Source organism: Pseudomonas sp. FP215 (assembly GCF_030687795.1).
Classification (GTDB): domain Bacteria; phylum Pseudomonadota; class Gammaproteobacteria; order Pseudomonadales; family Pseudomonadaceae; genus Aquipseudomonas; species Aquipseudomonas salmasensis.
In genome coordinates, this window is record NZ_CP117447.1 from 5,253,135 (window position 1) to 5,277,723 (window position 24,589).

Here is a 24,589-nt window from a genome sequence, read left to right on the forward strand (position 1 = left end):
GATGACGATCCTGACTGAAAAACCAGATGTCATAGAGCCTGACAGTGATGAGTCTGCTGCAGTCCTACTGACGTCGCACCAAATACTGCTGACGGCCCCTGGTGGACCGTTTGAGCTGAAACCCGAGCTGCGTCAACTATGTGCGTTGACCAGCGATGGGATTTTGTATGTGTCAGCCCAACACCAAACGGATGCCTATGTCATGGCATTCGAGGACCAGCTGGAACACGAAAATCACCACTTTGAGGTCAAGGTCTGCTCGATGAGCACAATCAAGGCACTCTACCGCGCCAATGATGATGCAAATGGTAAAGCACTATCGGCGACTGAGACGAAGCGCCAGGCCCAGGTGGTGCAGCTTTTAGGAGAAGCCCACCGGCGCAATGCCAGCGACGTCCACTTTGTCGTAGGTCACGATATCACTCGAATCTTCTTTCGCATCCACGGGCTCTTGTGGGAGGCAGAACAGCACCAGAGCCAGGTGGGCATGGAGCTCTGCTCGTCCCTCTACAACAGCATGTGCGATGTCGCGAAAGACCACTACCAGCCGCAGGTGAGCCAGGACGCCAGGGTAAAACGCGCCTATGTCGACCAACTCGGTTTGTTCGGTGCCCGAGTCGCCACTCGGCCGCTCGTAGATGGCCCTCTGATGGTTTTGCGTCTGCTGTATGACGACAAAACCAAAATGACGCTTAGTGATCTCGGTTTCCTGACGCAGCAAATTGATGCATTCAGCCGCATCCGCAGCTTGCCTTATGGGGTGAACCTGATCACTGGACCCACCGGTTCCGGCAAATCGAAGTCGCTGCAGGTAAACCTGAACCTCTTGCACGAAGAGTGCGGTGGAACAAAACACATTCTGACGATGGAAGATCCACCTGAATATCCACTTCTCGCCAATCAGTCACCGCTGGGCGCCGGTGAAACCTGGAATGACGGGATCACCAATTCCATGCGACTCGACCCTGACATTCTCATGTATGGGGAGATCCGGGACCTTGCATCAGCACAAGCGGCTTTCCGCGGCGGTATGACTGGTCACCTGGTGCTGACGACACTGCACACCAACAACGCTGTAGCAGCTCTTCAACGACTGATCGACATGGGTGTAGACCGACACCTGGTTACTGATCCTGCACTGATGACAAGCGTGGTCAATCAATCCCTCTTGCCCGTGCTGTGTTCCCACTGCCGCGTCCCCGCACGCGAGCATCTCGGGCAGCTCAACAGTGCGCTGGTGCAGCACTTGCGCGATTTGGAAGCGATTGATGAGACCTACCTCAAAGGACCGGGATGCCCGCATTGCAAAGGCTTGGGCATCACCGGTCGCACGGTGGTTGCGGAAACTTTGCTCACCGACCTTGAATTCATGCGCGTTTTCAATGGGCAGGGTGCAAGTGCGGCACGTCGCCACTGGGTCAAGGAAATGGGCGGTATTACCAAGACCGCACACACGATCATCAAACTGAAACAAGGATTAGTAGACCCCCGCCACGCCGAAATGACGGTGGGGCCGTTGGACTTTGACCGGCAAATCCTGGAGCTCGCTCATGCTGAGTGACGTCAGAGCGATGCTGAATCGTTGGGCAGAGACCTTCTATGCCAAGCAGTTTGGCAAAAACGAAAGAATCCAGTTCTACGAGAGCCTGATGGGCATCCTTGAGGATGGTGTGTCGCTTGAAGACGCACTGCACACGGTGGCCAGAGCATTCAGCGATAACGGGCAGAAGCTCCATCCAGTGTCCCTTGCCTGCAGGGATATCGCGCAATCGGTAAAAGGTGGGAAATCGCTGAGCATTTCCTGCGAAGGCTGGGTTCCCTATGACGAGAACTCTTTGATCGCTTCCGGGGAAGACACCGGCAACCTGGTGCAGGCATTTCGGGACTGCGTGAGGATCATCGAAGTACGTCAGCGGATCAGCAAACTCGTAGCGTCCGCCACCGTTTTCCCCTCCATGGTGTGGAGCGTCATGGCGGCGTTGCTGTATGTGATTGCAGTGTGGATGGTGCCCTCCATGACACGACGCTCCAACCCCGAGGCGTGGACCGGCGTGCCGGCCTTCCTCTATGCCCTATCGAATTTCGTGACCCACTACGGGCTAGTGACGCTGATAGCTGTAATCGTCTTTATCCTCATATCGATCATCACTCTACCCGTGTTTTGCGGCCTTCAGATTACGGCCGCCAGCCCTTCGTGGAAGCTGCAGTTGAACAAGCTGCTCCAGGTCCTGCGAGTCCGAGCAGAGAGGCTCCCGCCTTGGTCAGTCTACAAGGCGCTCCACGGATCGATCTTTCTGCTCAACATGGCTGTGATGCTGCGCTCCGGCATCAACCAACTAGATGCGCTGACCTCTCTTCAACGCAATGCCTCTCCATGGTTGAAAGAGCGCCTGAGCGCCATTCATTACGGAGTGAGCGCCGGCAAAAACTTCGGTACCGCATTGAAGCTTGCGGGTCATCAATTCCCAGACCCCATGGCGATGCATTTTCTGGAAGTGCTCGCCACCCGCAAAGGCTTCGCTGAGTCGATGGAACGGTTTTCCAACCGGTGGCTGGAGCAAACGCTTCAGCGCGTCGAAGCCATCGCCAAATCTCTTATCGGCATGTCCTCCATGGCCATGGGGGTCATGATGATTCTGGTAGTGGTCGGGATCTTCCAGTTGGCCGGCAATGTGACTGCAACGCTTTAAATCAAACCTAAATGAGGTACTGGAAATGCCAACAAACACTCAAAACAACCAACGCGGATTTCTCTCCCTGGACGGGATGTTCTGGTTGATGCTGATCGCGGTGGCACTTGGTTTCATCGTGTTCATGGGCTACAGAACGTTCGGCAGCTCGGACGTCACCATTGAACAGAGCAATCTCGGCACGTTGCTGAGCAATACCAAACGACTGAAAAGCACCACGGGCTACGCCACGGCAGGCACCAACTTGGCGCCTTCTTTGATCAACCTCGAGGCAACTGGCGGCATGAGCATCAACGGTAATGCCCTGTCCAACCGCTGGAACGGCGCAGTGACCGTAATGAGCAACGGCATGACCTTCACCATCACAGAATCCAACCTTCCGAAAAATGCCTGCATCACCCTTGCCTCGAACATGGCCAAGGACAAACAGACAACGACGGCGATCAATGGCGGCACTGCAATTGCCGGCGAAATCACTGCGGTGGCAGCTGCGACCAGCTGCTCCTCGGACGCCAATACCATCGCTTGGACTTCGTACTAAGGAACTCAGTGTGAGCGTGATCTCTGATGCTGAATTCGTCGACCTGTACCTCGGCGATGGATTTGCCGACGCCAAAGGTCTCCCTGGGCAGGCACGAAGGGTTGAAGCGCCCGCCGAATGGCGGGCAGACCTTGAGCGCTTACGGGCGCAGTGCGAGGAAAAGCACAAGGCAACCCAGGATCCAGAGTTCGCCCTAATTGAAGATGGCGTCGTCCTTCGTGTAACCCAGTTGCTGGATTTGAATGGCAAGCCTGTGTTTGTCGTAAGCAAATCCTCAGTCCAGATCCGTCCATTGGACATGCTGGGTCTGCCCGACTATCTGCAGGACGCGCTGATGAGCGACACGGTACGCGGCCTGATATTTATTTGTGGGGAAATGGGCACAGGGAAAACCTCAAGTGCTGCATCACTGGTGAAAGCACGTCTCGAGGCCTGGGGAGGCATTTGTGTGGCTGTAGAGGATCCTCCAGAACCATTTTTGAATGGCAGGCATGGGAGTGGGCGCTGCATTCAAGTTCCGGTCTCTCGCCGGATGGGGGGATACGAGGAAGCTTTGATCCTAGCGCTGCGCACAAGAGCCGATTTCCTGTTCGTGGGAGAAATTCGCGACAGCTCGACAGCAGCACAAGTAATTCAAGCCTCGATCAATGGCCATCTCATTATCAGCACAGGTCATGCCGGCAGCGTTACTCAAGGCATTGAACGTATATCAGCCCTGGCTCAGCCGTTACTCAATAACGCCCGAGAGCTGCTCTCCAAGGGGTTGGTGGCTGTTCTTCACCAGTCCTTATCAAGTGGCAACGAAGGAAGTCGTCGATTAACCCTGCAGAGCCTGCTTTTCACAGGCGATGACGGACCGGGCATCCGAGAGAAAGTCCATGCAGGAAAGATCACGATGCTCGATCACGACATCGCTCACCAATCATCAAGGAGTCTCTGGAATGACCAGTAGGATCAAGCAGCGGGGGTTCTTGAGCTTGGACATGGCGATCGGATTGGCCGTTTTCTCCGTTGTCGTCACTTTGGCGATCGCATGGCAAATCAAGCAGATGGATTCTCAGGACTATCGAATTGCGGCTGATCAACAGAGAACCATTTCAGAGGCATTGGCCAAATATCTGAAGGATAACTACAGCGTGGTGCTGGCCAACGCGGCAGCAACCGTACCGGTGCAAATAACCGTTCCGATGCTCGTCAACACCAACTACCTTCCTGCAGGTTATAGCCCCACTAACGCCTTTGGGCAGACCATTGTCGGCCTCGCCCGGAAACCCAACGCCAATCAACTGGAAGTGATTGTGGTTACTACAGGTGGGCAGACGATTCCTGAAATGGGTATTCGAACCATCGCTGAAAATCTCGGAGGACCTGGTGGGTTCATCTCTTCTGCCAATCCGAACATCGTCCAGGGCGTGCGGGGTGGATGGCAGGTAGCACTAAGTAACTATGCTATAGCTCCTGGCCCAGGACATACAGCTAGCGCACTTTTTCTTATGGATGGAGCGTTGGCTAATGACTATCTATATCGAAACGCAGTGCCCAATCATCCAGAATTCAACACGATGAATACTGATATCACGATGGGCAACCACAATATTAACAACGCAGGAAGTATCACAGCGTCAGGCAACATAACAGCTAACGCCGACATTACAGCTCGAAACGTTATCGCCACAGCCAATGTTAATGCCGCTACTGCAACCATTACCGGTGATACCAGCACAGGTGGTTGGTTCAGAACACGTGGTGACACAGGCTGGTACAGCGAAAAATGGGGAGGCGGGATTTATCAAAATAGCCCCAACTGGGTCCAAGTTTATAACGACAAAAACTTTTCAACCGGAGGTGAACTATGGGGTGGAAAGATAACCTCGACGGGCAAGATAACGGCCTATGATCGCATTCAGACAAATGAATATTTGTCCCTGGGAGGCATAGCTACCGAGGGGCAACAGTGCAGTGACCGAACCCTTCTTGCAAAAAGCGCCGCGGGAATAACGTTGTCCTGCGAACAAGGCTTATGGAAAAGACCAGGTGGGTGGGAATTCCAGCTGATCCAGGGCACCTGCCAGGCGCCTGCCAGAGGAAGTGTGACCTGCTCCCTTGGCGACACTACATGGAAGTCATGCTCTTTAACTGGCGCTTTTGGCATCGGGGATAGTGAGACTGGGTACATCTTCAGAAATGCAAGTGGATGGTTTCTCTCCACATCTCGACTTTCCTGGCCAGGTCTTTTCTATTGGAGCTGCTTCAAATAAAGCATCCATTTATAAAATTTCAAAAACGTTTTATAGTATGTTTATGGGGATTATTGCAGTGCAGACGCTTGAGAATAACGTTGAGTATAGTGCTGGAGAATTACAGACCTGGCTAAGCACCCGAAGCAGGATATGCTCAACTGTGCTATGGCGTCGCGCACTAGAAGAAAAAGAGGCATTCGAGGTCGGCGAGTTCACTTACAAGTTACAACCAACGGCCTCTGGTCGTTATTTAGTAAAAAAGATCGCCACTATGGAATTAATCAATCCACAACGCAAACCAATGAGCATCAAGCGAGCCGCAAAGTGGACTGTCATTGCGCTTGGCCTAGTAGGAATTTGCTTAACATTGATTATCCTCACGAAATAGTTTTGTTATTGACGCGTAGGTGGTAACAACCACCATTTTGTGGATGGAGCTCATATCATGACAATGCAATGGCTCGTTTTGATGATTGTGCTCATTGCCTCCAGCATTTTCATGGAGAACCAACATCAGGACCAACGTACATCCGACTACGCTACCCTCGACTCACTGGGTCGCGGCTTTCTGGTGTACCGATCTGCCGCTACCGAATATGCCCAGGCCAACCCGGGCTTCAGCGGAGTACCGAGCGATTCTGCGCTCAACCTACCTGGGTGGTTTGTGAAACCTGTGGGCGTAGGTTCTTACATCTCATCAGGAACGGCCTATACTTATTTTGATGGGGTTGCACCGTCAGGCTTGCCTTCTGTGCTGGTAGACCTGACAAAGACAACTACCGTTGGTTTAAAGCGTTCAGGAATGCTGATTTCACAGATAACTGGGGCGACCGGTATAGCAATTCCGTCCCCTGTTCCCGAAGGTGCGGTCGTCGCAGTCAATTAGTCTGAGTCGACCGACTTTGAAAGGCGCCGGGTTGCATAAGCTCCGGCCTATCAACATAATGATCACAACAACGTTTCCACCCCGTTGGCTACTGGCGGTCATCAGTAGCGCCCGGTGATGCGGCTTGCCTCATCACCAACCCCAAAGCACGCATAGCTCCGGGAAGGGCGTGCGGACCTGGTTCAGAGCTCTCCCTGTGTCTCCCTGTTCAAGCCAGACACGCAGCCGTCTAACTCGTGAATTGCGAGTTCAAAGGCACATAGGGCTCTGTTGAGGTTCGAAGCACCGTAGTCTAAGGGCCACACTGGTGTTGTGGCCCACACTTTTTAAAGCTCACACAATAGGTAGCCTGATCATCTTGCAAAGGATGATCAGGCTACCTATTGGTAGCTGCTTTTCCTTGCCGGTGGCCCGCCGGCGAAACGCAGGGCTCCCTTTGTGCGCGGATGCGTGCCTTATGCTAGCTGGCCTCAGCCACGATAATCGGCCAGGTGTTGGAAGTAAGACGTTCAGATCACAGCCCAGGGATCAACAACGCCTTCATCCCGCACAGGTGGTATTTTTTTCTGAAAGACGCTACTTACTACATCCGAGAGTGACTGTTGACCCAGCTACTCTCGGTAGCTTCTCCTGTCGACCTGAACCTTCTTTGCCCTCCGCGAAATATCCCTCTCCGCTTGACACATCACCATCCCCCCTTCGATGATATGGACGTGCTTTGCTGACGTCGTCAGCATCATGCCCAGGCAGTCAGGATCTTGAAGACTGCGACACGATGTTCGTGTCAGATCCGCCCAAGACCGCTGAGCTTCTGGTAGCGCGGTCGGTCGACAATCGTCGATGGAAGCACCTTATGCAACTCACCTCGCGGGGAATCACTTCCCCAACGGGGTCAGTGGGTTCTCCGCATTCAACCTGCAGGAGAATCACCATGTCCAAACTTGCTTATGGCTTCGGTTTCGCGCTTGGCACCATCACGCGACAGTTTCTGCGTGCGGTAAAGAAAACCAGCGCTGCGCCCACAGCTATCCATACCAAAGCAGCTCCGTTGCTTCCACCGCCCTGCGTACCTGAGCGTCTCGTACGTGAGATGGATCATGTACCGGCAATAACTCGTAAAGGTGTCGACCTGAACCTTTGGTACGCGGCTAACACTCGAGTGGTCGAAAAGCCAGCTCGGAAACCGCGTAAGAAGCCAGCTGCACGCTCGTTGGTGCCAGCAACTTGCTAAGTCTGCGTCCTTCGCCTCTGTAGGGAGCCTTCCCAAAGGGAAGGTTTCCTCAGAGTTTTCACGGTAGGGGCTTGACAAGCGACAATCGTATTTCCATGATCTGCACATGTATCGCTGACGTCGTCAGCAACATGCCCAAGTAGTCTGGATCCGCAAGACTACGATGCGGTTTTCTGCATTGATCCACTCCCAAGATCGCCATAGCTTCCGGTAGCGCGATCAGTCGACTTAGTCGATGGAAGCACCTTTCCCACCCATGACGGGCCTACCCCGTCAGGGCAGGCCTCTCACTTTTGGAGGTCTGATGAAAACTGAACTGGCTCTCTACCAGGCGTTGATTTCGATTAACGTCCCGGAACAGAAGGCAAATGCTGTTATTGAAGCTTTGGAGACCGACATGCTTTCACGTTTGGCTACCAAGGCAGATTTAACTGCTCTTGCTGCAGAGTTCAAATCTGAGATTTCACAGCTTGAAGTCAAGCTCACCATTCGCATGGGCGTCATGTTGTCTGCAGCTGTCGGTGTAATGATTGCTGCAATGAAGCTGATGCATTAAACAACCTTAAGCTCCACCCACCCTCGCGGGGAATACTTTCCCCCTAGGGCGAAGTGTTTCTCCGCTTTCTGTTATTTCGAAACTGGAGAATCACCATGAGCACTAATCAATCCAACGAAGCAAAATTCTTCGACCTTCACACCACTGGTATCGGTTATCTCAACCGTATCCGTGAAGTGAAACCTCGCGGCAAAGGTAAGCCATTCATGGCAGTTACCGTTGCGGCTCTGCGCGGCTCGATGGATGATGCCGAGTATTCCTATATCGACTGCAACGTGGTCGGCGCTGAAGCTGAAAAGCTGATTCGTCGCAGCCAAGCAGCCGTTGAAGCCGGAAAGAAGGTCCTTGTGAGCTTCCGCATCGGTGATATCTGGACCGACGCATTTACCTACGAGAAAGGCGATAAAAAAGGTCAACCTGGAGCAAGCCTCAAGGGACGCCTGTTGTTTATCGGCTGGATCAAGGTGGATGGCCAAACCGTCTATGAAGCAAAGCCTCGTGAAGTAGAACCAGTTGTTGAAGACGGCGAAGCGGAACCTGAAGCACAGCTCGCAAGCGAAGAAGCATCCGAGCCAGTAGCAGAGGAACAATCCAAGCCAACGCCCGCTAAACAGCAGCGTACGGCATCTTGATTCACTTTGTTGAAAGGCACCCTTCGGGTGCCTTCATTATTATCAAAGTCCGCAGGGAACACCTCCCTTCCGGGCACGGTGATTCTCGTCCGTTGGAGACTCACCTTTATGAACACGTTATTTACGCAATCTCTCGATATACGCGTTGCTTATGCAAAAGCGGAAATCTATGGCGACGAGATTACCCAATATGAGGCTGAGATCGAGGCTCATATTCTGGGTGCCGACGCGTACCGCGCCGGCCAGCCGATCGTACCCGAGCTGTTCAAAACCGTTCCTGCGCTCAGTCGAGCTTGGGGCGAAGGAGTGAACGCGGCCATTAATGGTGGCGGTTGGTCACGCTTTACTGAAGAAGACCAGCAGCAGCTAATAACACCGGAACCATACATTGTGTCGGATTTTGCATACGGGAAACTTGCATTCGCCGAGTGCGGTATCGAGTACCCCCTCCAAATACTGAAGAGCGCTGCGGGCTATTACATTGGTACCGCTGATGAGTTTGAACCGGTATCAAGGGAGTCCGAAGAATACTACCGCAGCGAATATGCCGCGAAACAAGCTTTTGACCTCAACCTCTGGACACAACGCCACGTGTGCTGGTCCTGACATAACCAAAACATACCTAACCGGGAAACCACTTCCCGGACGGGCCGGGTGGTTTCTCACACCTGGAGATAAACATGCAAAGCACCACTAACCTCGTGTCGTCTGACCTGCTCAAGCTCCCGGTCGTTTTAACACCCCGGGCCTGGCAGGAAGCGGTGCATATTGAAAACCCTCAGGATGCAAGTGTTGTCAGTGAGCGACTGGGCGAAGTTGTCCTGGAGGCCTACCGAGAACTGCACTTGCAACCTGACAGCACACAGATCCATTTCGGCCTCTATCGTTTATTGCCTGCCGGCAATAGCACTGATCGAGTCTGGCTGGACCTAAAACTTGACCGTATAGAATCACCGCCAGGCGTTTTCTATCTGTACATCTCACTCAAGGAAGAAACTCATACTTCTTGCCCGTAATCCTTCGACAATCACAGCACTGCCCAAAGCCCGACACCTGTCGGGCTTTTTTCATTCGTAGCAGTGTGGAGCTGCCCATGATCAACATCCCCGGCCAACTGGCCATCCGTACCATCAGCGGCCGTAATGGCGAATTCAACGTCGGACGGCTTTCGACCTCTATCGGTGAGTTCGTGATCAAAGACGCACTCCTCGATCAGTACGATGAAGGCAAATACCGAGGCGACTTTCTGATAACGGAGATCCGTCCTTCGTATTACTCCACAGCAGGCCGCCTGATCGTTGAGATCCGTGCAAGGCTGGAAAGCATGAGCCTCGACGACGTCGACAATCTGACACCAGAAGACGCCGCCAGGCTCTCGCCAAACGAGCCTGACCCTATGGATGAAGAGTCTTCTTCCAACCTCTCCAAGCCTGTGCAGCGTAATAATCCGCCCGCCCTACCGGCCACCAATAAACAGGTATCAAAAGAGGATGCCCCGTTCGGGATGACCCCGACCGGCGCAACCAACGACCTCGAGGCAGATGCCGAGTTGTTCGGCACAATCTGGCCTCTAAGCTATACAGTCAGGCTGGACACAACTGTTGATCGTCAGCAACTACGCCAACAGTGCAGTCGGCTCTCGGAGCTCGGCTATTTACACAACTTCAAACTGCAGGTATGGAATATCTCCAATACCTAACGATGCCGGCGATACGCCAAGCCAATCGGCACATTCATGAGAGGCTCCCTCCTGGGCGCTCCTCGACTCAACAGGAGCAGCACATGAATCTAATCTTCAATAACCTGACCCAACAAATCCTTGAAAACATCGAAGATCAGCTCGCCAATAACGAGGTATCGACGAATGAGGAGCTTTGGGACTTCTTCGTAGAGGAGCTCGAAATGACGGCAGAACAAGCCGATGGCGCCGTTGCCCTTCGCCCCAAATACCTGGGGCAAATCTTTCTCACTGGGCACAGCCCACTATTTCAAAACGAGACGGTCTAGTTTGGCGCGGGGAGTCAGATCGATCTGGAGGGCATCACCATCAGGCTTTGTGTTAACGACAGAAAAGCCCTCCCAAAAAGGAAGAAAAGTATAATATCGCACATAAGAACGCCGGTTTGTTAGATGTGTTTGCTCGCACGAACATCATCAATCAAATCGGCGTTCTTGTTTCTGTGTTGCCCGGAATTCCTTGAAGGTAAGCGTCCGGTAAACACGCCTTCCTGACGCCAACGCCTTAATAGTTGAGATCGGTAGTAGACCACGCCGCACGCTTGCGACGCTTTAGCTGGCGCTGAGATTGAGCGGATGCTTGAACAACGTGACGTGGCCTAGGCCGCGATACAGGACAGGTTAGGAAATTCGCGGCCTCATCCAGACGCTGAGTTAGGCACGCGTCTGCAGTGCCCTGTTTACGTAAAGAGATGAGTTTAGCGACTAGATCAATTAGGCGAAATTCTAGCAAAGAATCCCGCCTAATCCGGTAGTCAGGCCGTCCTAGCGCGATTTGTGGCAACAATTTGCTCATCTGTAAACTGACTGCCGGGAACCATAAATTTTGCGATAAGTGCGTCTCGGTTTTGAGGTGCCCGTACCTTGTCTGCCGCCTCCAGCGCCATCTTCAGCTCCGGCAATGTTAGCTCGGTGCAGTAGGCTGGTGTTCCTGGTTGCTGACGCCACGAATCTTCAAGGCTACCAGCGGCAAGCGCGATAAAGCCCGTATCCTCAACGAGATCCTGCGCGACGGCCTCTGCATGAGTGTCATCCCCTGCTACATGTAAGCCAATGCGTGTCGAAGATCCAGTTGGTTGCCGATTGTCGGCAAGAGTCGCTGCAAGGACGGCGTTCCAAGCCTTAATGACCGGGCGGCTAAACTGCTCGCTTACCCAAACGTTCACGGGCTTGCCGTCGTCAACTTCTATGATTGCCCCGTCGCGTCCCGGATAGTAATTGGACGTGTCAATGACAACGACTTTCTCGGGGACATTCTTTAACGTCTGTTTGAGATCTGGATATTTTGGGAAGGGTATCGAGAGGATCACAACGCCTACCTCGGACACTGCCTCTTCCTTGGTCACAGCGTGTGCGCCGATTTCACTGACCAGGTTTTGAAGGCTTTCGGGGCCTTTCGAATTTGCCAGCTTAACTTCATGGCCGCACGCGACGAGCTTGCGGGCAAGGGTAGCCCCAATATTGCCGGCGCCGCTAACTCCGATTTTCACTTCAATAACCTCCTCACCCACAACCAATATTCAAGTTGCTACCTGGCTAGGTGTGCGAATGAATCAAGCGTGTCGCAAAGCCGCTGCGATCTGGGGTGAGCACGCATGTCGCTTGACTCAGGTAAATACGACTCTTCAAGAATGAAAGGTTACGCTGTCGGTAATCGGCACACGATGCCAGCGTCTAGCGGCATCCAAATTACCGCCATTCGCCCCTTTTGGGTCGGTAGCGACGACCACTTTCGACAATCGGTGTTAATGGTTAAGCCTCAGTCCGTTCCGCATCTCAACGGTGTCATCGACCTAACCCCTCACATCGAACGGCACTCTCGAGCTCCGTATCGCCGAGCATCATTTCAAAACCCGCGGTTTCTTCCTTACGAGATAGTTCAGTGATTAAGGAATCAGAATTTGCGATGAAAATATTGACCGCGGCCGGCGTTAAAAAACTAGGTAATTATGTTACTCAGCAGCGTTGCGAGGAGTTTGAGGTAATTTCGTGTCTGTGCTTAGCGACACCGCTACGTAGCGTAAATTTTTAGCTAGCCGTATTATTTTTGACGACGGATAACGAGATAGCTACAGCAGAATTACAATTCTGACACAATCCCAGCGGAACCTTCTTTTTTTGAGCCGTGTCAAAGTAGGCTGTTGACTAGCACCGTATCGCCGGCTAGAGGAGACGCAGGTCTGCAAAAAATCGCATACCAACAACATACTTTCATCCTAAACTACAATTAGTTTAAATGAGTTTTATTAGCCGTTCTGAAAGGTAGGATCCATATTTGTGTTTTTGTTTGTAGCGATGAGAATCTAGATTGAAGCCAACCACTACATTAGGCAAGGAGAAGCATGTGGGATCCAATCACGCTCATGGCGGTGCCGCTCTACGTGAAGGACACCAGAAAAAACTACTCATGGCGCTTGCCCTGACTGGTATTTTTATGATTGCGGAGGTTATCGGAGCATGCGTTACCGGCAGCCTAGCCCTGCTGTCTGATGCATCACATATGCTCACAGATACTGCTGCTCTGGCAATTTCACTGATTGCTCTCCAAATAGCCAAGCGGCCAGCGGACCAGAAACGGACTTTTGGATATGCTCGCATAGAGATCCTAGCCTCAACGTTCAATGCCTTATTACTCTTTATGGTCGCTGCCTACATTTTGTACGAGGCGTATCAGCGCTTGCTAGTACCGTCGGAGATTGCTACCGGTGCGATGATGTGGATCGCAATTGGGGGTCTTTTTGTGAACCTGATATCGATGCGTCTGCTCTCCTCTGCCAGCAGTGAAAGTCTGAATCTCAAGGGAGCCTATCTTGAAGTCTGGAGCGACATGCTTGGTTCATTGGGCGTGATCATAGCGGCACTTGTCATCCGATTTACAGGTTGGAGCTGGGTCGATACGATTGTCGCCGTAGCAATCGGTATATGGGTGTTTCCACGTACTTGGCAGTTGTTGCGCGAAAGCTTGGGGGGTACTTATGGAAGGGGTACCCGACAATCTCAATATTGCGGAAATAGAGTCCCTGATACTTGGAGTAGATGGGGTCATGGAGGTCCATGATCTGCATGTTTGGGCTCTAAGTAGTGGCCGCAATATCCTGACGTCGCACGTAGTCGTGCGAGATTCATTAAATCGAGATGTTATTCTCGCATCAGTCATTGACGCGGTGAGTAAATCGTTCGAAATTCATCACTGCACGATTCAAATGGAGCAAGCAGCCTTTCATGATAATGCTCCGAAGCCTTCACACTAGTCGTTTTTTTGATGACGCTAATTGTTGTATTTGCAGGCAGAAGCCCTAAGAAAAATCGACTTAAGATGCGTTCCCCAAGACTATACGCGCTTTTAAATATGCATTACTGCCACCTCTAAATTTAACGACTAATCGAGTTGACCGGCGGCCAATATTAAAGGAGCCTTCAGGCAGATTCGCCTGCTACGCGCACTGAAGGCATCCGCCAGCTTTGGCCTTAAAAACCTTACCATTGACAGATTCTCGATTATTCCAAACAATCAATTTATCATAACTATCAATAATATTGCGCAAAAATTACAAATTTGCAAAGCTTACGCGCATTTAGCCAATTCGCGCTAGGATCAGTTATTATTGAGTTAATGTAATGCGCATGAAAATAAATAATGAAATTAAACACCAAGCACACAGCAGTACTACCAATCAGCGTATAACCACACTGGCGGCCGATTGGACTATTATTTTACTCACATCCTGAGATAAGTTATGCGCGTTCTAGTTGTGGAAGACGAAACCAAAAACGTAGAATACCTTCAGCAGGGCCTTTCTGAAAGCGGGTACATCGTAAATATAGCAAACAATGGTGTTGATGCCGCTCACTTATTCAATACTAATATTTATTCGTTTCTGCTTCTCGATGTGAACCTCCCTGACATCAATGGCTTGGACCTTTTGGAAGTCATTAGAGAAACCAGCCGGGTCCGCGTCATTATGCTGACTGCCTGGGGACGAACCAACGACAAGCTCAAGGGTTTGGACGGTGGCGCAGATGACTACCTCGTCAAGCCCTTCGAGTTTCCCGAGCTGCTTGCTCGCATGCGCTCGCTGCAAAGACGTGGCGACGAGCTTTTTGAGAAAAACGCGCTGAGAATTTCGGATGTAGAGCTCGACTCTGTGCGCCATCGGGTGTTCCGTGGATCTACACGCATAGACCTCAACACCAAGAAATTTGCTCTCCTGCACCTTCTCATTAGTCGAGCTGGCAAAGCACTTACACGCTCTCAGAGCATCTGGCTGATATGGGACATGAACTTTGACTGCGATAATAACGTTATTGACGTCTCTATCCGGCGATTACGCTCGAAGATCGATGATCCATTTGAGACCAAGCTCATACATAAACTTCGAGGCATAGGGTACGTTCTGGAGGAGCGCGCATGAGGCCGTTCAGTCTGGCTGTGAAGCTGGGATTCAAAGTCGGTTTGATGAGCGCAGCGCTGCTCCTCCTTTTCGCCACCTTTGGGTATGTGATGGTGAGCCAAGCTCTCGAGAGAAACTCCCGAATGGACCTCGAAGTGAAAATGGCGGGTATGACTCACAACCTATCCGCTATCACTAGTATCGCTGATGTCAATCCAGACGCGCACCAGCTAGTTGACTTGGTCATGGGGCACAATAATCTGTACGTCAGCATCTTTGAGTCAGGACAAACGCAAACTCCACTGCTCTCAATAGGTTCGAAGGCAGTCAACCTGGAAGTGCACAAGTTCAAGCCAACCGAGCAGGTTAAACAGCACGAGTGGCGTGACTCCACGGGTCGCCCGCTACTTAGCGCTTCGCGAGTAATGAATCTAGGCGATGGAACCGAAGTTAGTGTGTTCATGACCATGGACCAGTCAGCCAACCAAGCCCTGCTCGATGCATTGCTAACCTGGGCGCTGATGGTCTCGCCTCTTATTCTCTTGCTGATCTTGGCCATTGGATGGTGGACTGTGCGCAGAGGACTACTGCCTCTGACCAAGTTCTTGAGGATTGCCTCGAAAATTTCCACCGAGAGCCTTGATCATCGCCTACCAACGAAGGGGATGCCGGCAGAACTGAAGAAGCTCGGCGATGGAATCAATATCATGCTGATGCGTCTAGATGATGGGGTTCAGCAGCTATCGCAGTTCTCGGACGATCTTGCTCACGAACTGCGTGCACCTTTGTCCAATCTCATGGGTAAGGCTCAGGTTGCGCTGACCCGGGAAAGGTCTCTTCCTGAGTACCGAGAAGTCTTGGAGTCGTGCACGGAAGAGTTGGACCGCATGAGTCGAATGGTTTCCGACATGCTATTTCTAGCCCAGGTCAGCCACCCCGCGTCAATGGTAGAATTCGAAAATGTCTGTTTGCTCGACGAAATTCAGCGGGTCTGCGACCTCTTCAGCATTACGGCCGAAGAAGGCGAAATACAACTCCAGCTCACAGGAAATGGCGTGGTGCGTGGCAATCAGATAATGATTCAACGAGCCATCTCGAACCTTGTCTCGAACGCGATTCGCTACTGCCCAAGAGGCCGGACGGTTTACGTGAAAGTTCAACGCGGTGCTAACGGAACTACCTTGAGTGTTGGTAACCCGGGGCGCGGAATCGCCAAGGAACACCAGGTGCATTTGTTCGAGCGGTTCTACCGTGTAGACAAAAGCCGAGCACGAAATGAAGGTGGTACGGGTCTGGGCCTAGCTATAGTACAGTCAATTATGGGATTGCATCAGGGTTCTGCGAGCGTAGAAGTGACTGATCAGAATTTTACCTGGTTTCACCTCAACTTTCCCGACACCCAAATGAAGCAAACGCAAATGGGCGCAGCCTAGGTCCCGTATATGGAGGGGGCCGATTTTAGAAGAGCTCTCTTTTTTACTTGAAAGCTTTAATGCCTGAGGGCTGCCGTATTGTTTTGGTCTTTAGCTCGACGTCTAGAGGGGAAGGCAGCCCTACCCGAAAATATGGCGAGCAGCCACATATAACGCGACCTTATCGGCACGCCCCCCCCCCCCCGCCTTAAACTCTTTCACGCCCCTCTGAGTGAACCACAGACGGAGTCAAAAAAATTCGACAGCCAGTTTGACTAACCGCCAACGGCGCCGCATTTGAGATGCCAGCTAATCTAGCCGTTAGCTTCGATGCGTAAACAAAAATATCCAATCGCTGCTACACAGTCTTTAGATCGTTTATGGCTAGCTTCCACTAGTGGCAAAAAATCCAAAAACATCAATGGCTTAGATATCACATTAAAGGTTATGAAAGAAAAATAGCCTGCTTCGGAGCTTTCACAAACACAAAATTTATACCGTTTCACCAAACGCATAAATTACGAAATTGTAATGATTCCCTCACCCTGCTGTTAGCTTCAAAATCCTAAACTATCAAACCACAAAGGCTGCTAGTTAAGCAGACCTAGTAAACATCGAGGGCACAATGAAATTCATAAAACTCCTCTCTATTGGTATCGTACTGACTGGATTTATGAGTTCCGCTTTTGCTGAAGACGGTTTCGAGCGAACCAAAAATTTCAAAGATAACTTCCGAGCCGAGCAAGCTCGTCTATGGGGTCCTGATGTATCGGAGAAAAGTAAGCAGAAAATTGCTCAAGAAAAACAGAAAGAACCTAAGGGCATTAGCAGCAAGTCGACAACTAAGAGACAGTAAAAAACAATTAACACGATCAAAGCCATCGACAAAAAGCCAGATTAATATCTGGCTTTTTAGCAACCTCTCCCTAATTGTACTTATTAAATAATTTTTCAGCATCAAAGATAAATCCTGAGATGGATTATTCACTTTAAACTGAAAAGCAGCTAGAAATTTAAATACTCTCTTCGCCGGGCTCTTACTTTCAACGGGAGCCAGTAGCACTATCTCCTAGAATATTTTCACCATCCTGTGCAGTGTCCTTCCAGCGGCATAGAAGCAGTTGGCTCGCGTTCGTTTCAGTGATTATTTTGCAACCAACGTCTACAGGTAGATCAGAATCGCTGTCGCGCAAACGCCTGGAAAGGTAGAACGATCTGTCGCGAGGCCACTTGTCAGGATCTTTGATGCTTTTGGACATTCCCCGGCTATAAAACTCCGACGAATACGAGCGGCGGCCAGGATAAATCAGGGGGCCCGATTGAGACGACTGCACATCCAGCCAGGCCTGCACTAAATCTCGCTGGTTCTGAGGACGATCCTCAAGCACACCGTTATAGATAATACCGGCGCCCGCGACTGGCAGCATCAGAGCGCTCGCTGCAGCAGCCCAAGCAGTCTTTCTGCCCACTTCGCTGATACATTCGGCAAGGAGTAGCGTCCATGCAGGCAGAGCAGGAAGAAGATAGGTCCAGAGAATGTTACCAGAGAAAGTAAAGAAAACAGGTGTCGCCAATGCCCAAAGCCAAAGGTATACATCGAAGCGCTGCATCGTCCCACGCCTGCTAATAACGAGGGGTAGAAAGAAAGTCCAAGGAAGCAACGCTAAGCCAAGCTGAATCCATATGGTGCCGTAGGGCTTGGCGTGAGCACTCCCGTAGAGATCCCCGGCCCAATCACTTACAACATATCGGCTCCAGTGCTCGCCGACAAAAAAATACTCAAGGAAACCCGGCGTCTTCATTTCGGCTGCAATGTACCAAGGCACTGATATACCTAACATGAGAGCAATCCCCGTTACCCAAGGAAGCCTCAATACCCGATTCCATTGCTTGTAGATGACGATCCAAAAAAATGCTGGCGCGCCCATCAGTACCAAGGTCAGTGGCCCTTTAGCAAGCAGGCCCAAGCCGAGAGCTAAGAACATAAGGTAGGCATCCCCTTTGCCTGCGCACTTCATCCAACGCCAGAAACCATAGCTGGCCAACAGGATCGAGAACGATAAAACGGGGTCAGTCAGCACAACACCACTGGACACCAAGCCCAGCGCCGTGCCGGAAAAGATGATGGCTGCCCAAATGCCCGCCTTGCGCGATACCTCCTGTGTCGCGAGCCTGATGATGATGAAGCAGCTTGCCAAGTGGAGAAACCAGGCTGGGAATCGAGCAGCAAACTCATTGGTGCCGAATACCGTCATGCTCGCCGCTTGGGTCCAGAAAGACAGCGGTGGCTTGCCCCAAAATGGAACTCCGTAATCGAACATCGGAGTCACCCAGTCACTCAGTTCAACCATCTTGCGTGCCATTTCAGCGTAGCGTGCTTCAGAGGTATCCATCAGGGGATATACGCCCAGCCCCAGGAGACGCAAAAGCAGAATCGAACTCAGGATGAACCACAATGTTCGCTCGCTTTTCAAATTCAGCATTTCTTACCCTCGAGTGAGGAAGCCGGAGGATGAATAGTCATGGGTCGCGCTTCATTATTACTATTTAGAAAATAAAGGGGGCGGCGTTTGACCTCCGCGAGCGTTACGCCTACGTACTCGCCCACCAGTGCAACACCCACGCACATGAATGAAGCAATTCCGACAAGCAGGTGATGGATGTCAAAGGAGCCTGCTACCAGTACTGCGAGCAGGTAGCAGATGCTGGAGACAAAGAAACTGAAGCTAATGAGACTGAATATACGAAGCGGCTTGCGGGAGAAGCTGAGAATACTTTCGATGGCTAGGTCCAGCAGGCTAGCGGCGTTCCACTTGGTATTGCCGGCATGACGGGAAGTGCGATTGTAGGGTAACTCAATGGTGCGAAAGCCTACCCAGCCGATCAAACCCTTAAGAATTCTGGAGCGTTCGTCCAGCGCTCTTAAGGCGGCCAATGGAGCAGGACCAATCAGACGGAAGTCACTGACATCCACCGGAAGATCAACTTTCTCCACCAGGCGCTGCATGATCCAGTAATAGCTACGTGCACTCGTGCGTTTTAGCCAGGAGTCGCCAGTTCGCAAGTCGCGTTGCATGTTCACAACGTCGTAACCCATCTGCCAATGATATACCATACTCGAGATGAGTTCAGGTGGATCCTGAAGGTCGACATCAATGAAGATCAATGCGCTACCGCGTGCATGGTCGATCCCTGCACTTAACGCAGCCTCTTTTCCGAAGTTCCGACTTAGGAACAGGCATCGTACATTTGATCCATCTTGATAGTGTCGAAGTAGGTCTGCAGTTTGATCGCTACTACCATCGTCGACATAGAGAATCTCGCACGAAACAGGCAGGCGCTTTACAACTCTGGTGATGCGCTTGTGAAATTCCGGAATGGTTTGCTCTTCTTGAAAGCAAGGAACCACTATTGTTAACAAGGGGTCAGCGCGTTCGGAAAGCCGATGTGATGTCCGCATGATTGAATGTCCAGAAACGATGCGCAGTGAATCCGAGCGCAGTTAGGGTTAAAGTCACTAAAATCTGAGAGACAAGCGGTGAGAGATTGAATTTAATCAGAACCCACATACCTACACCATTACCGATATTAGTTGCCAACGAGACAAGTACAAACCTGATAGGTTGAAGCTTATAAATTCCCGTCGCCACGAAACTGAGCCTTCTATTACCAATATAGCTAATAATAGCGCCTATCACGCCTCCGCCAACGCTGGCTAACACTGGATCAGTAACTCCATTTACAATAAGCAGGAGAAATACAAAATAGTGCCCCCCGGTTGCTACGAATCCAATGCCTAGATAACGAATAAGCAAAGCTATGATCGACATGCTTGTATTTTCCATCTACAAAGACTAAACAACCCGAAGTGAAAAAAAAGTGAACTGCATGTAATTTCAGAACTAAATGATGCAGCACCTCGACAATAGCTGTGCCACCCAACAAACACCAAAAAACCCTAATAATAAACTGAACAAATAACTCTAGCATGATCCAGAGATTACAATTCTGATAAGAGCATATACATGATGGCACTTTAGATCTTGGACAATTAAGCACTTTCTCAAAACATGAAAACCAGTAACGACACCAATAATTACACCAATTAAGTATCAACTTACCAACCAGTGATCCATTTTCTCACGAGCGCCCATCAGTTTAAACAAGAAGCAACCTGCTAAACGTACGTGTCGTCGAGCTAAGCCCATATATTCAGTGTTTATTTTTGGTTGGGTAGCAAGCTAGTACGACCCAGAACTTGCTGCCACACCATCGACTTTCGTTTTTCGTTCAAAGCCTGAGGACTCACCTAAAGCAATTATCCGGAGTTAAGTCTTTAAGTAAGCCTAAGCCCCGAGCCAATTATAAACTTTCCAATAAACACCCTTATCAAGCCGCACTTCGACTGAGTCAGTGCTCATGCTTTGCCTGGATGTCACAGAAATCAGTTTTTTTCAAAATTCGCTGCTTCTGAGTGCAAATTCGCCGGCCTAAATTTTTTAGCTGGACTTGACTTACTTTTGGGGAGGGGGGCAAGGACTGACAATCTTTGGTTAAAACATGTCAAGGACCATAGAAAACGCCAGGCATCGCCTGGCGTTTTTCTATGGCCTCTAAAAATCCTATCGATGCATTCAATTTTTGTTGTTGACACATTGGGAAAACAAAGAATAACGAATCGTATTAAGCTCACCCCGCGAGTCTTCGTAGGTCATCAACCGTTGATACACCTCGCAAGTACGGGGATCCTGGGACTGACGCACAAATTTTGCAACATCAATCTTCATTCCATACTTGTAGTCCTGAATCTCTGGTATTGGCTTATTATTTTTCGCCGCATAGCTAGCCACGGCGTTCTGATGTTCCTGAATATATTGCAACTGCTTCTTTTCGGAAAACGTAGTAGCTTGTGAAACTATAGGCAAAACAGCTAGGGCTGCCGCAATGATAAGCTTTTTCATAAGGTCCTCTCAATATCAATCTTATTGGGAGTAACCTTATCAACTCACAGGCATCACCGGCATGACGGTAAACTTACAATTTTGAAAGGTGACAACAATATCCAGAATGAAAAGCCCACAACGTTGCTGTGGGCTTCTGTTATGGGCTATCAGCTACCCGCTTCATCACCATCATCATCTTTGCGGTGTGCCCATTGATACAGAGCAGGAAGCACCAACAGAGTAAGCACGGTAGACGAAAGAATCCCGCCAATCACCACTGTCGCCAGTGGCCGCTGAACTTCAGCACCGGTACCTGTTGCGAGAGCCATCGGGATAAATCCGAGGGATGCGACTAGGGCTGTCATCAGAACGGGCCTTAGCCGTGTCAACGCGCCTTCATCTACCGCTTGCCGGAGGGTACGTCCTTCCTCCCGCAGCCCGCGGATAAAAGAAATCATAACCAGGCCGTTTAGAACTGCCACACCGGACAGCGCAATGAAGCCAACTCCCGCCGAGATAGACAGCGGGATATCCCGCAACCACAGTGCAACTACACCGCCGGTGAGTGCGAATGGAATTCCGGTGAAGACCAGCATGCCATCCTTCAAGTTGTTGAACATCAGGAACAGCAGTGTCATGACCAGAAGCAATGCGACTGGAACAACGATCTGCAGACGCTTGGCTGCTGATTGCAACTGCTCAAACTGGCCACCCCAGGTAGTCCAGTAGCCTGCTGGGATCTGCACAGTAGCCAGCGACTTAGTCGCTTCTTCAACGAACGAGCCTAGGTCACGGCCTCGAACGTTTGCACTAACTACTACCAGCCGTTTCCCATTTTCGCGGCTGATCTGGTTCGGGCCCAACTGCAAGTCAAGATTAGCGACTTGGGACAGAGGAATGAACCCTATCTGATTAGCATCCTGAGCAACATTAGCAGGCACAGGAATCAGCAAGCTGGACATACCCGCTACGTCAGTGCGCACGGTCTCAGGCAGTCGCACCACCATATCGAACCGACGATCGCCCTCATACAATGTACCTGCCTGGCGGCCACCCACAGCAATAGCAATTGAGTTTTGCACATCCGCGATGTTCAAACCGTAGCGTGCTGCTTTTTCGCGGTCGATGTTGATGGTTAACACAGGAAGGCCGGAAGTCTGCTCAACCTTGACCTCCGATGAGCCCGGTACCGCTTTAAGCGATGCCGCGATTTTGTTGGCGGTGCTGTTGAGCGCGTCCATGTCATCGCCAAAAACTTTCACCGCAACGTCACTACGCACGCCCGAAATCAGCTCGTTGAAACGCAACTGGATCGGCTGGGACAACTCATAGTTGCTTCCCGGGACACCTGCTGCGGCTTTCTGCACCTCAGCGATCAGCTCATCACGAGGCTTATTGGGATTTGGCCACTGATCCTGAGGCTTAAGCATTATGTAGGCGTCAGAGGCGTTAGGCGGCATTGGATCAGATGCGATTTCTGCAGTACCCGAGCGTGCGAACATCCGCTCTACTTCTGGGACCTGCGCTATTACCGCTTTCTCCAGGCGCTGTTGCATCTCGACGGACTGAGTAAGGCTCGTTCCGGGCACTCGCATAGCCTGCATCGCAAAGTCGCCCTCACTAAGGCTGGGAATGAACTCGCTACCCATACGACTTGCAAGTATACCGCTAAGTACGACCAGAGCTACTGCAGCCGAGAACGCAATGTTCCGGTGCCCAAGAACCCATTGCAGTATCGGCTCATAGCGCTGTCGGGCGGTGCGCATTACCACGCCCTCCTCTTCCTTGACCTTGCCAGTGATGAACATGGCGATAGCAGCAGGAACAAAGGTTACGGAAAGAATCATTGCCCCCAGCAGCGCCATTACGACAGTGAATGCCATGGGGTGGAACATTTTTCCTTCGACGCCGGTTAGGGCGAAGATCGGCAGATACACTACCATGATGATCAACTGGCCAAATATCAGTGGCCGGCGAGCTTCACCTGCAGCGGCAAAGACTTCATGGAAGCGTTCTGCTTTGGTGAGTATGCGACCATGCTTGTGTTGCGCATGAGCCAGTCGGCGGATCGCGTTTTCTACTATAACCACGGCACCATCTACAATAATGCCAAAGTCGAGTGCTCCCAAACTCATTAGGTTTGCACTAACCTTGTTGTTGAACATACCTGTGAAGGTAAATAGCATGGACAGCGGGATCACCATTGCGGTGATCAGTGCTGCGCGGATGTTGCCGAGGAACAGGAAGAGAATAGCAATTACCAGAATCGCGCCTTCCACCAAGTTCTTCTTCACCGTCGCAATGGCTTTTTCAACCAAGTTGGTACGGTCATAAACGGTCACAGCAACCACGCCCTTCGGCAGGGTGCGGTTGATGTCGGTCAATTTGGTGGCCACAGCTTGGGACACTGTACGACTATTTTCACCAATCAGCATAAATACGGTACCGAGTACTACTTCGCGACCATTCTCAGTAGCAGCCCCCGTTCGCAGTTCTTTACCGATGCTGACTTCAGCAACGTTGCTGATGCGAATCGGCGTGCCATCTACACTGGTAATTACGATGTTGGCAATATCTTCGATATTGCTTACCTGACCCGGCGCACGAATGAGCAACTGCTCACCATTACGCTCGATGTAACCGGCGCCCACGTTGGCGTTGTTGCTTTCCAATGCAACTACCAGGTCATTAAGTGTCAGCTTGTAGGTAGCCAACCGCTTCGGGTCCGGCGCAATCAGAAACTGCTTGGCGAAGCCACCGATGGTGTTGATCTCGGCAACACCAGGGACGTTGCGCAGCTGCGGCTTGATAATCCAATCCTGGATCACTCGCAGGTCGGTGGGAGTGTAAGGAGTACCATCTTCTTTGAGTGCGCCATCTTCCGCTTCAACGGTCCACAGGAAGATTTCACCAAGCCCGGTGGATACAGGCCCCATGACGGCCTCGACCCCATCTGGCAACTGTTCCTTTGCAACCTGCAAACGCTCGTTAATGAGTTGGCGGGCAAAAAAGATGTCAGTACCGTCTTTGAAGATCACGGTGACCTGTGACAAGCCGGAGCGAGATAGGGATCGGGTTTGCTGAAGGCCCGGAAGACCGGCCATGGCCGTTTCAACTGGAAACGTGATCCGCTGTTCGGTTTCCAACGGCGAGTAACCAGGGGCGCCAGTGTTAATCTGCACCTGGACGTTTGTGATATCAGGCACCGCATCAATGGGCAGTTTTTGGTAGCTGTAGATACCTATACCGGCCATGATTAGAACTGCGATCATTACTACGATGCGCTGCTCAATGGCGAATCTGATGATACGTTCAAACATAAGAAATCAT

General features: G+C 51.2%; 23 protein-coding genes and 1 pseudogene. 18 read left to right on the forward strand and 6 right to left on the reverse strand.

Annotation, left to right across the window (positions count from 1 at the left end):
• The first annotated feature begins 1 nt into the window (after position 1).
• The 14 genes from PSH76_RS23805 (at position 2) to PSH76_RS23870 (ending at position 10,783) form a co-directional block, all read left to right on the forward strand.
• Entirely contained in the window at positions 2-1,561 is a 1,560-nt protein-coding gene (locus PSH76_RS23805; protein WP_019818093.1) for a GspE/PulE family protein, read from the forward strand.
• Positions 1,551-2,690: a type II secretion system F family protein gene (locus PSH76_RS23810; protein WP_019818094.1), complete on the forward strand. Its 1,140-nt coding sequence runs from the start codon at positions 1,551-1,553 to the stop codon at positions 2,688-2,690. The genes PSH76_RS23805 and PSH76_RS23810 overlap by 11 nt, the downstream gene beginning before the upstream one ends.
• 88 nt (positions 2,691-2,778) lie before the next feature.
• The gene (locus tag PSH76_RS23815; RefSeq protein WP_171902656.1) at positions 2,779-3,231 is read left to right on the forward strand and encodes a type 4 pilus major pilin; all 453 of its coding nucleotides are present in this window, start codon (positions 2,779-2,781) and stop codon (positions 3,229-3,231) included.
• 10 nt (positions 3,232-3,241) lie between these two features.
• Positions 3,242-4,183: an ATPase, T2SS/T4P/T4SS family gene (locus PSH76_RS23820; RefSeq protein ID WP_008437359.1), complete on the forward strand. Its 942-nt coding sequence runs from the start codon at positions 3,242-3,244 to the stop codon at positions 4,181-4,183.
• Positions 4,173-5,489, forward strand: a complete 1,317-nt coding sequence (pilV, locus tag PSH76_RS23825; protein WP_019818096.1) for a shufflon system plasmid conjugative transfer pilus tip adhesin PilV — start codon at positions 4,173-4,175, stop codon at positions 5,487-5,489. The genes PSH76_RS23820 and pilV overlap by 11 nt, the downstream gene beginning before the upstream one ends.
• Positions 5,422-5,859: a hypothetical protein gene (locus tag PSH76_RS23830; protein WP_124356003.1), complete on the forward strand. Its 438-nt coding sequence runs from the start codon at positions 5,422-5,424 to the stop codon at positions 5,857-5,859. The genes pilV and PSH76_RS23830 overlap by 68 nt, the downstream gene beginning before the upstream one ends.
• 57 nt (positions 5,860-5,916) lie before the next feature.
• On the forward strand, positions 5,917-6,357 hold the full coding sequence (gene pilM / locus PSH76_RS23835; RefSeq protein ID WP_019818097.1) for a type IV pilus biogenesis protein PilM: 441 nt from the start codon (positions 5,917-5,919) through the stop codon (positions 6,355-6,357).
• Between the two features lie 931 nt (positions 6,358-7,288).
• Positions 7,289-7,588: a hypothetical protein gene (locus PSH76_RS23840; protein ID WP_073451708.1), complete on the forward strand. Its 300-nt coding sequence runs from the start codon at positions 7,289-7,291 to the stop codon at positions 7,586-7,588.
• A 304-nt stretch (positions 7,589-7,892) separates the two neighbouring features.
• Positions 7,893-8,144 (forward strand): hypothetical protein, encoded by a 252-nt coding sequence (locus tag PSH76_RS23845; protein WP_008437363.1) that lies wholly within the window; start codon positions 7,893-7,895, stop codon positions 8,142-8,144.
• A gap of 95 nt (positions 8,145-8,239) precedes the next feature.
• Complete coding sequence (locus PSH76_RS23850) at positions 8,240-8,776, forward strand: STY4534 family ICE replication protein (protein WP_019818099.1); 537 nt, start codon at positions 8,240-8,242, stop codon at positions 8,774-8,776.
• Positions 8,777-8,884: 108 nt separating this feature from the next.
• Positions 8,885-9,382 (forward strand): hypothetical protein, encoded by a 498-nt coding sequence (locus PSH76_RS30830; RefSeq protein ID WP_019818100.1) that lies wholly within the window; start codon positions 8,885-8,887, stop codon positions 9,380-9,382.
• A gap of 74 nt (positions 9,383-9,456) precedes the next feature.
• Entirely contained in the window at positions 9,457-9,792 is a 336-nt protein-coding gene (locus PSH76_RS23860; RefSeq protein WP_019818101.1) for a hypothetical protein, read from the forward strand.
• 77 nt (positions 9,793-9,869) lie between these two features.
• Positions 9,870-10,475 carry a DUF3275 family protein gene (locus tag PSH76_RS23865; RefSeq protein ID WP_019818102.1) on the forward strand — a complete coding sequence of 202 codons (606 nt, stop codon included), beginning with the start codon at positions 9,870-9,872 and terminating at the stop codon, positions 10,473-10,475.
• A gap of 83 nt (positions 10,476-10,558) precedes the next feature.
• The gene (locus PSH76_RS23870) at positions 10,559-10,783 is read left to right on the forward strand and encodes a hypothetical protein (protein WP_019818103.1); all 225 of its coding nucleotides are present in this window, start codon (positions 10,559-10,561) and stop codon (positions 10,781-10,783) included.
• A 485-nt stretch (positions 10,784-11,268) separates the two neighbouring features.
• Here the strand turns inward: PSH76_RS23870 and PSH76_RS23875 are convergent, their stop codons facing one another.
• Positions 11,269-12,003 (reverse strand): NADPH-dependent F420 reductase, encoded by a 735-nt coding sequence (locus PSH76_RS23875; protein WP_032873293.1) that lies wholly within the window; start codon positions 12,001-12,003, stop codon positions 11,269-11,271.
• Positions 12,004-12,857: 854 nt separating this feature from the next.
• Between PSH76_RS23875 and PSH76_RS23880 the strand changes: the two are divergent.
• From PSH76_RS23880 to PSH76_RS23895, 4 genes and pseudogenes are all read left to right on the forward strand, one after another.
• Positions 12,858-13,764 (forward strand): annotated as a pseudogene (locus tag PSH76_RS23880) (cation diffusion facilitator family transporter).
• Positions 13,765-14,250: 486 nt separating this feature from the next.
• Positions 14,251-14,925: a heavy metal response regulator transcription factor gene (locus PSH76_RS23885; protein ID WP_019818106.1), complete on the forward strand. Its 675-nt coding sequence runs from the start codon at positions 14,251-14,253 to the stop codon at positions 14,923-14,925.
• The gene (locus PSH76_RS23890) at positions 14,922-16,337 is read left to right on the forward strand and encodes a heavy metal sensor histidine kinase (protein ID WP_019818107.1); all 1,416 of its coding nucleotides are present in this window, start codon (positions 14,922-14,924) and stop codon (positions 16,335-16,337) included. The genes PSH76_RS23885 and PSH76_RS23890 overlap by 4 nt, the downstream gene beginning before the upstream one ends.
• Positions 16,338-16,941: 604 nt before the next feature.
• On the forward strand, positions 16,942-17,172 hold the full coding sequence (locus PSH76_RS23895; RefSeq protein WP_019818108.1) for a hypothetical protein: 231 nt from the start codon (positions 16,942-16,944) through the stop codon (positions 17,170-17,172).
• Positions 17,173-17,359: 187 nt separating this feature from the next.
• On the opposite strand, the gene PSH76_RS23900 is transcribed toward PSH76_RS23895, so the two are convergent.
• The 5 genes from PSH76_RS23900 to PSH76_RS23920 form a co-directional block, all read right to left on the reverse strand.
• The gene (locus PSH76_RS23900) at positions 17,360-18,799 is read right to left on the reverse strand and encodes a glycosyltransferase family 39 protein (RefSeq protein ID WP_019818109.1); all 1,440 of its coding nucleotides are present in this window, start codon (positions 18,797-18,799) and stop codon (positions 17,360-17,362) included.
• On the reverse strand, positions 18,793-19,776 hold the full coding sequence (locus PSH76_RS23905; protein ID WP_024073373.1) for a glycosyltransferase family 2 protein: 984 nt from the start codon (positions 19,774-19,776) through the stop codon (positions 18,793-18,795). Before PSH76_RS23905 ends, PSH76_RS23900 begins: the two co-directional genes overlap by 7 nt.
• Complete coding sequence (locus tag PSH76_RS23910) at positions 19,742-20,161, reverse strand: GtrA family protein (RefSeq protein ID WP_024073372.1); 420 nt, start codon at positions 20,159-20,161, stop codon at positions 19,742-19,744. The genes PSH76_RS23905 and PSH76_RS23910 overlap by 35 nt, the downstream gene beginning before the upstream one ends.
• Before the next feature lie 789 nt (positions 20,162-20,950).
• Positions 20,951-21,277, reverse strand: coding sequence for a DUF2790 domain-containing protein (locus PSH76_RS23915; protein ID WP_019818112.1), 327 nt, complete (start codon positions 21,275-21,277; stop codon positions 20,951-20,953).
• A gap of 149 nt (positions 21,278-21,426) precedes the next feature.
• Complete coding sequence (locus tag PSH76_RS23920) at positions 21,427-24,579, reverse strand: CusA/CzcA family heavy metal efflux RND transporter (protein WP_024073371.1); 3,153 nt, start codon at positions 24,577-24,579, stop codon at positions 21,427-21,429.
• Between the last annotated feature and the right edge of the window lie 10 nt (positions 24,580-24,589).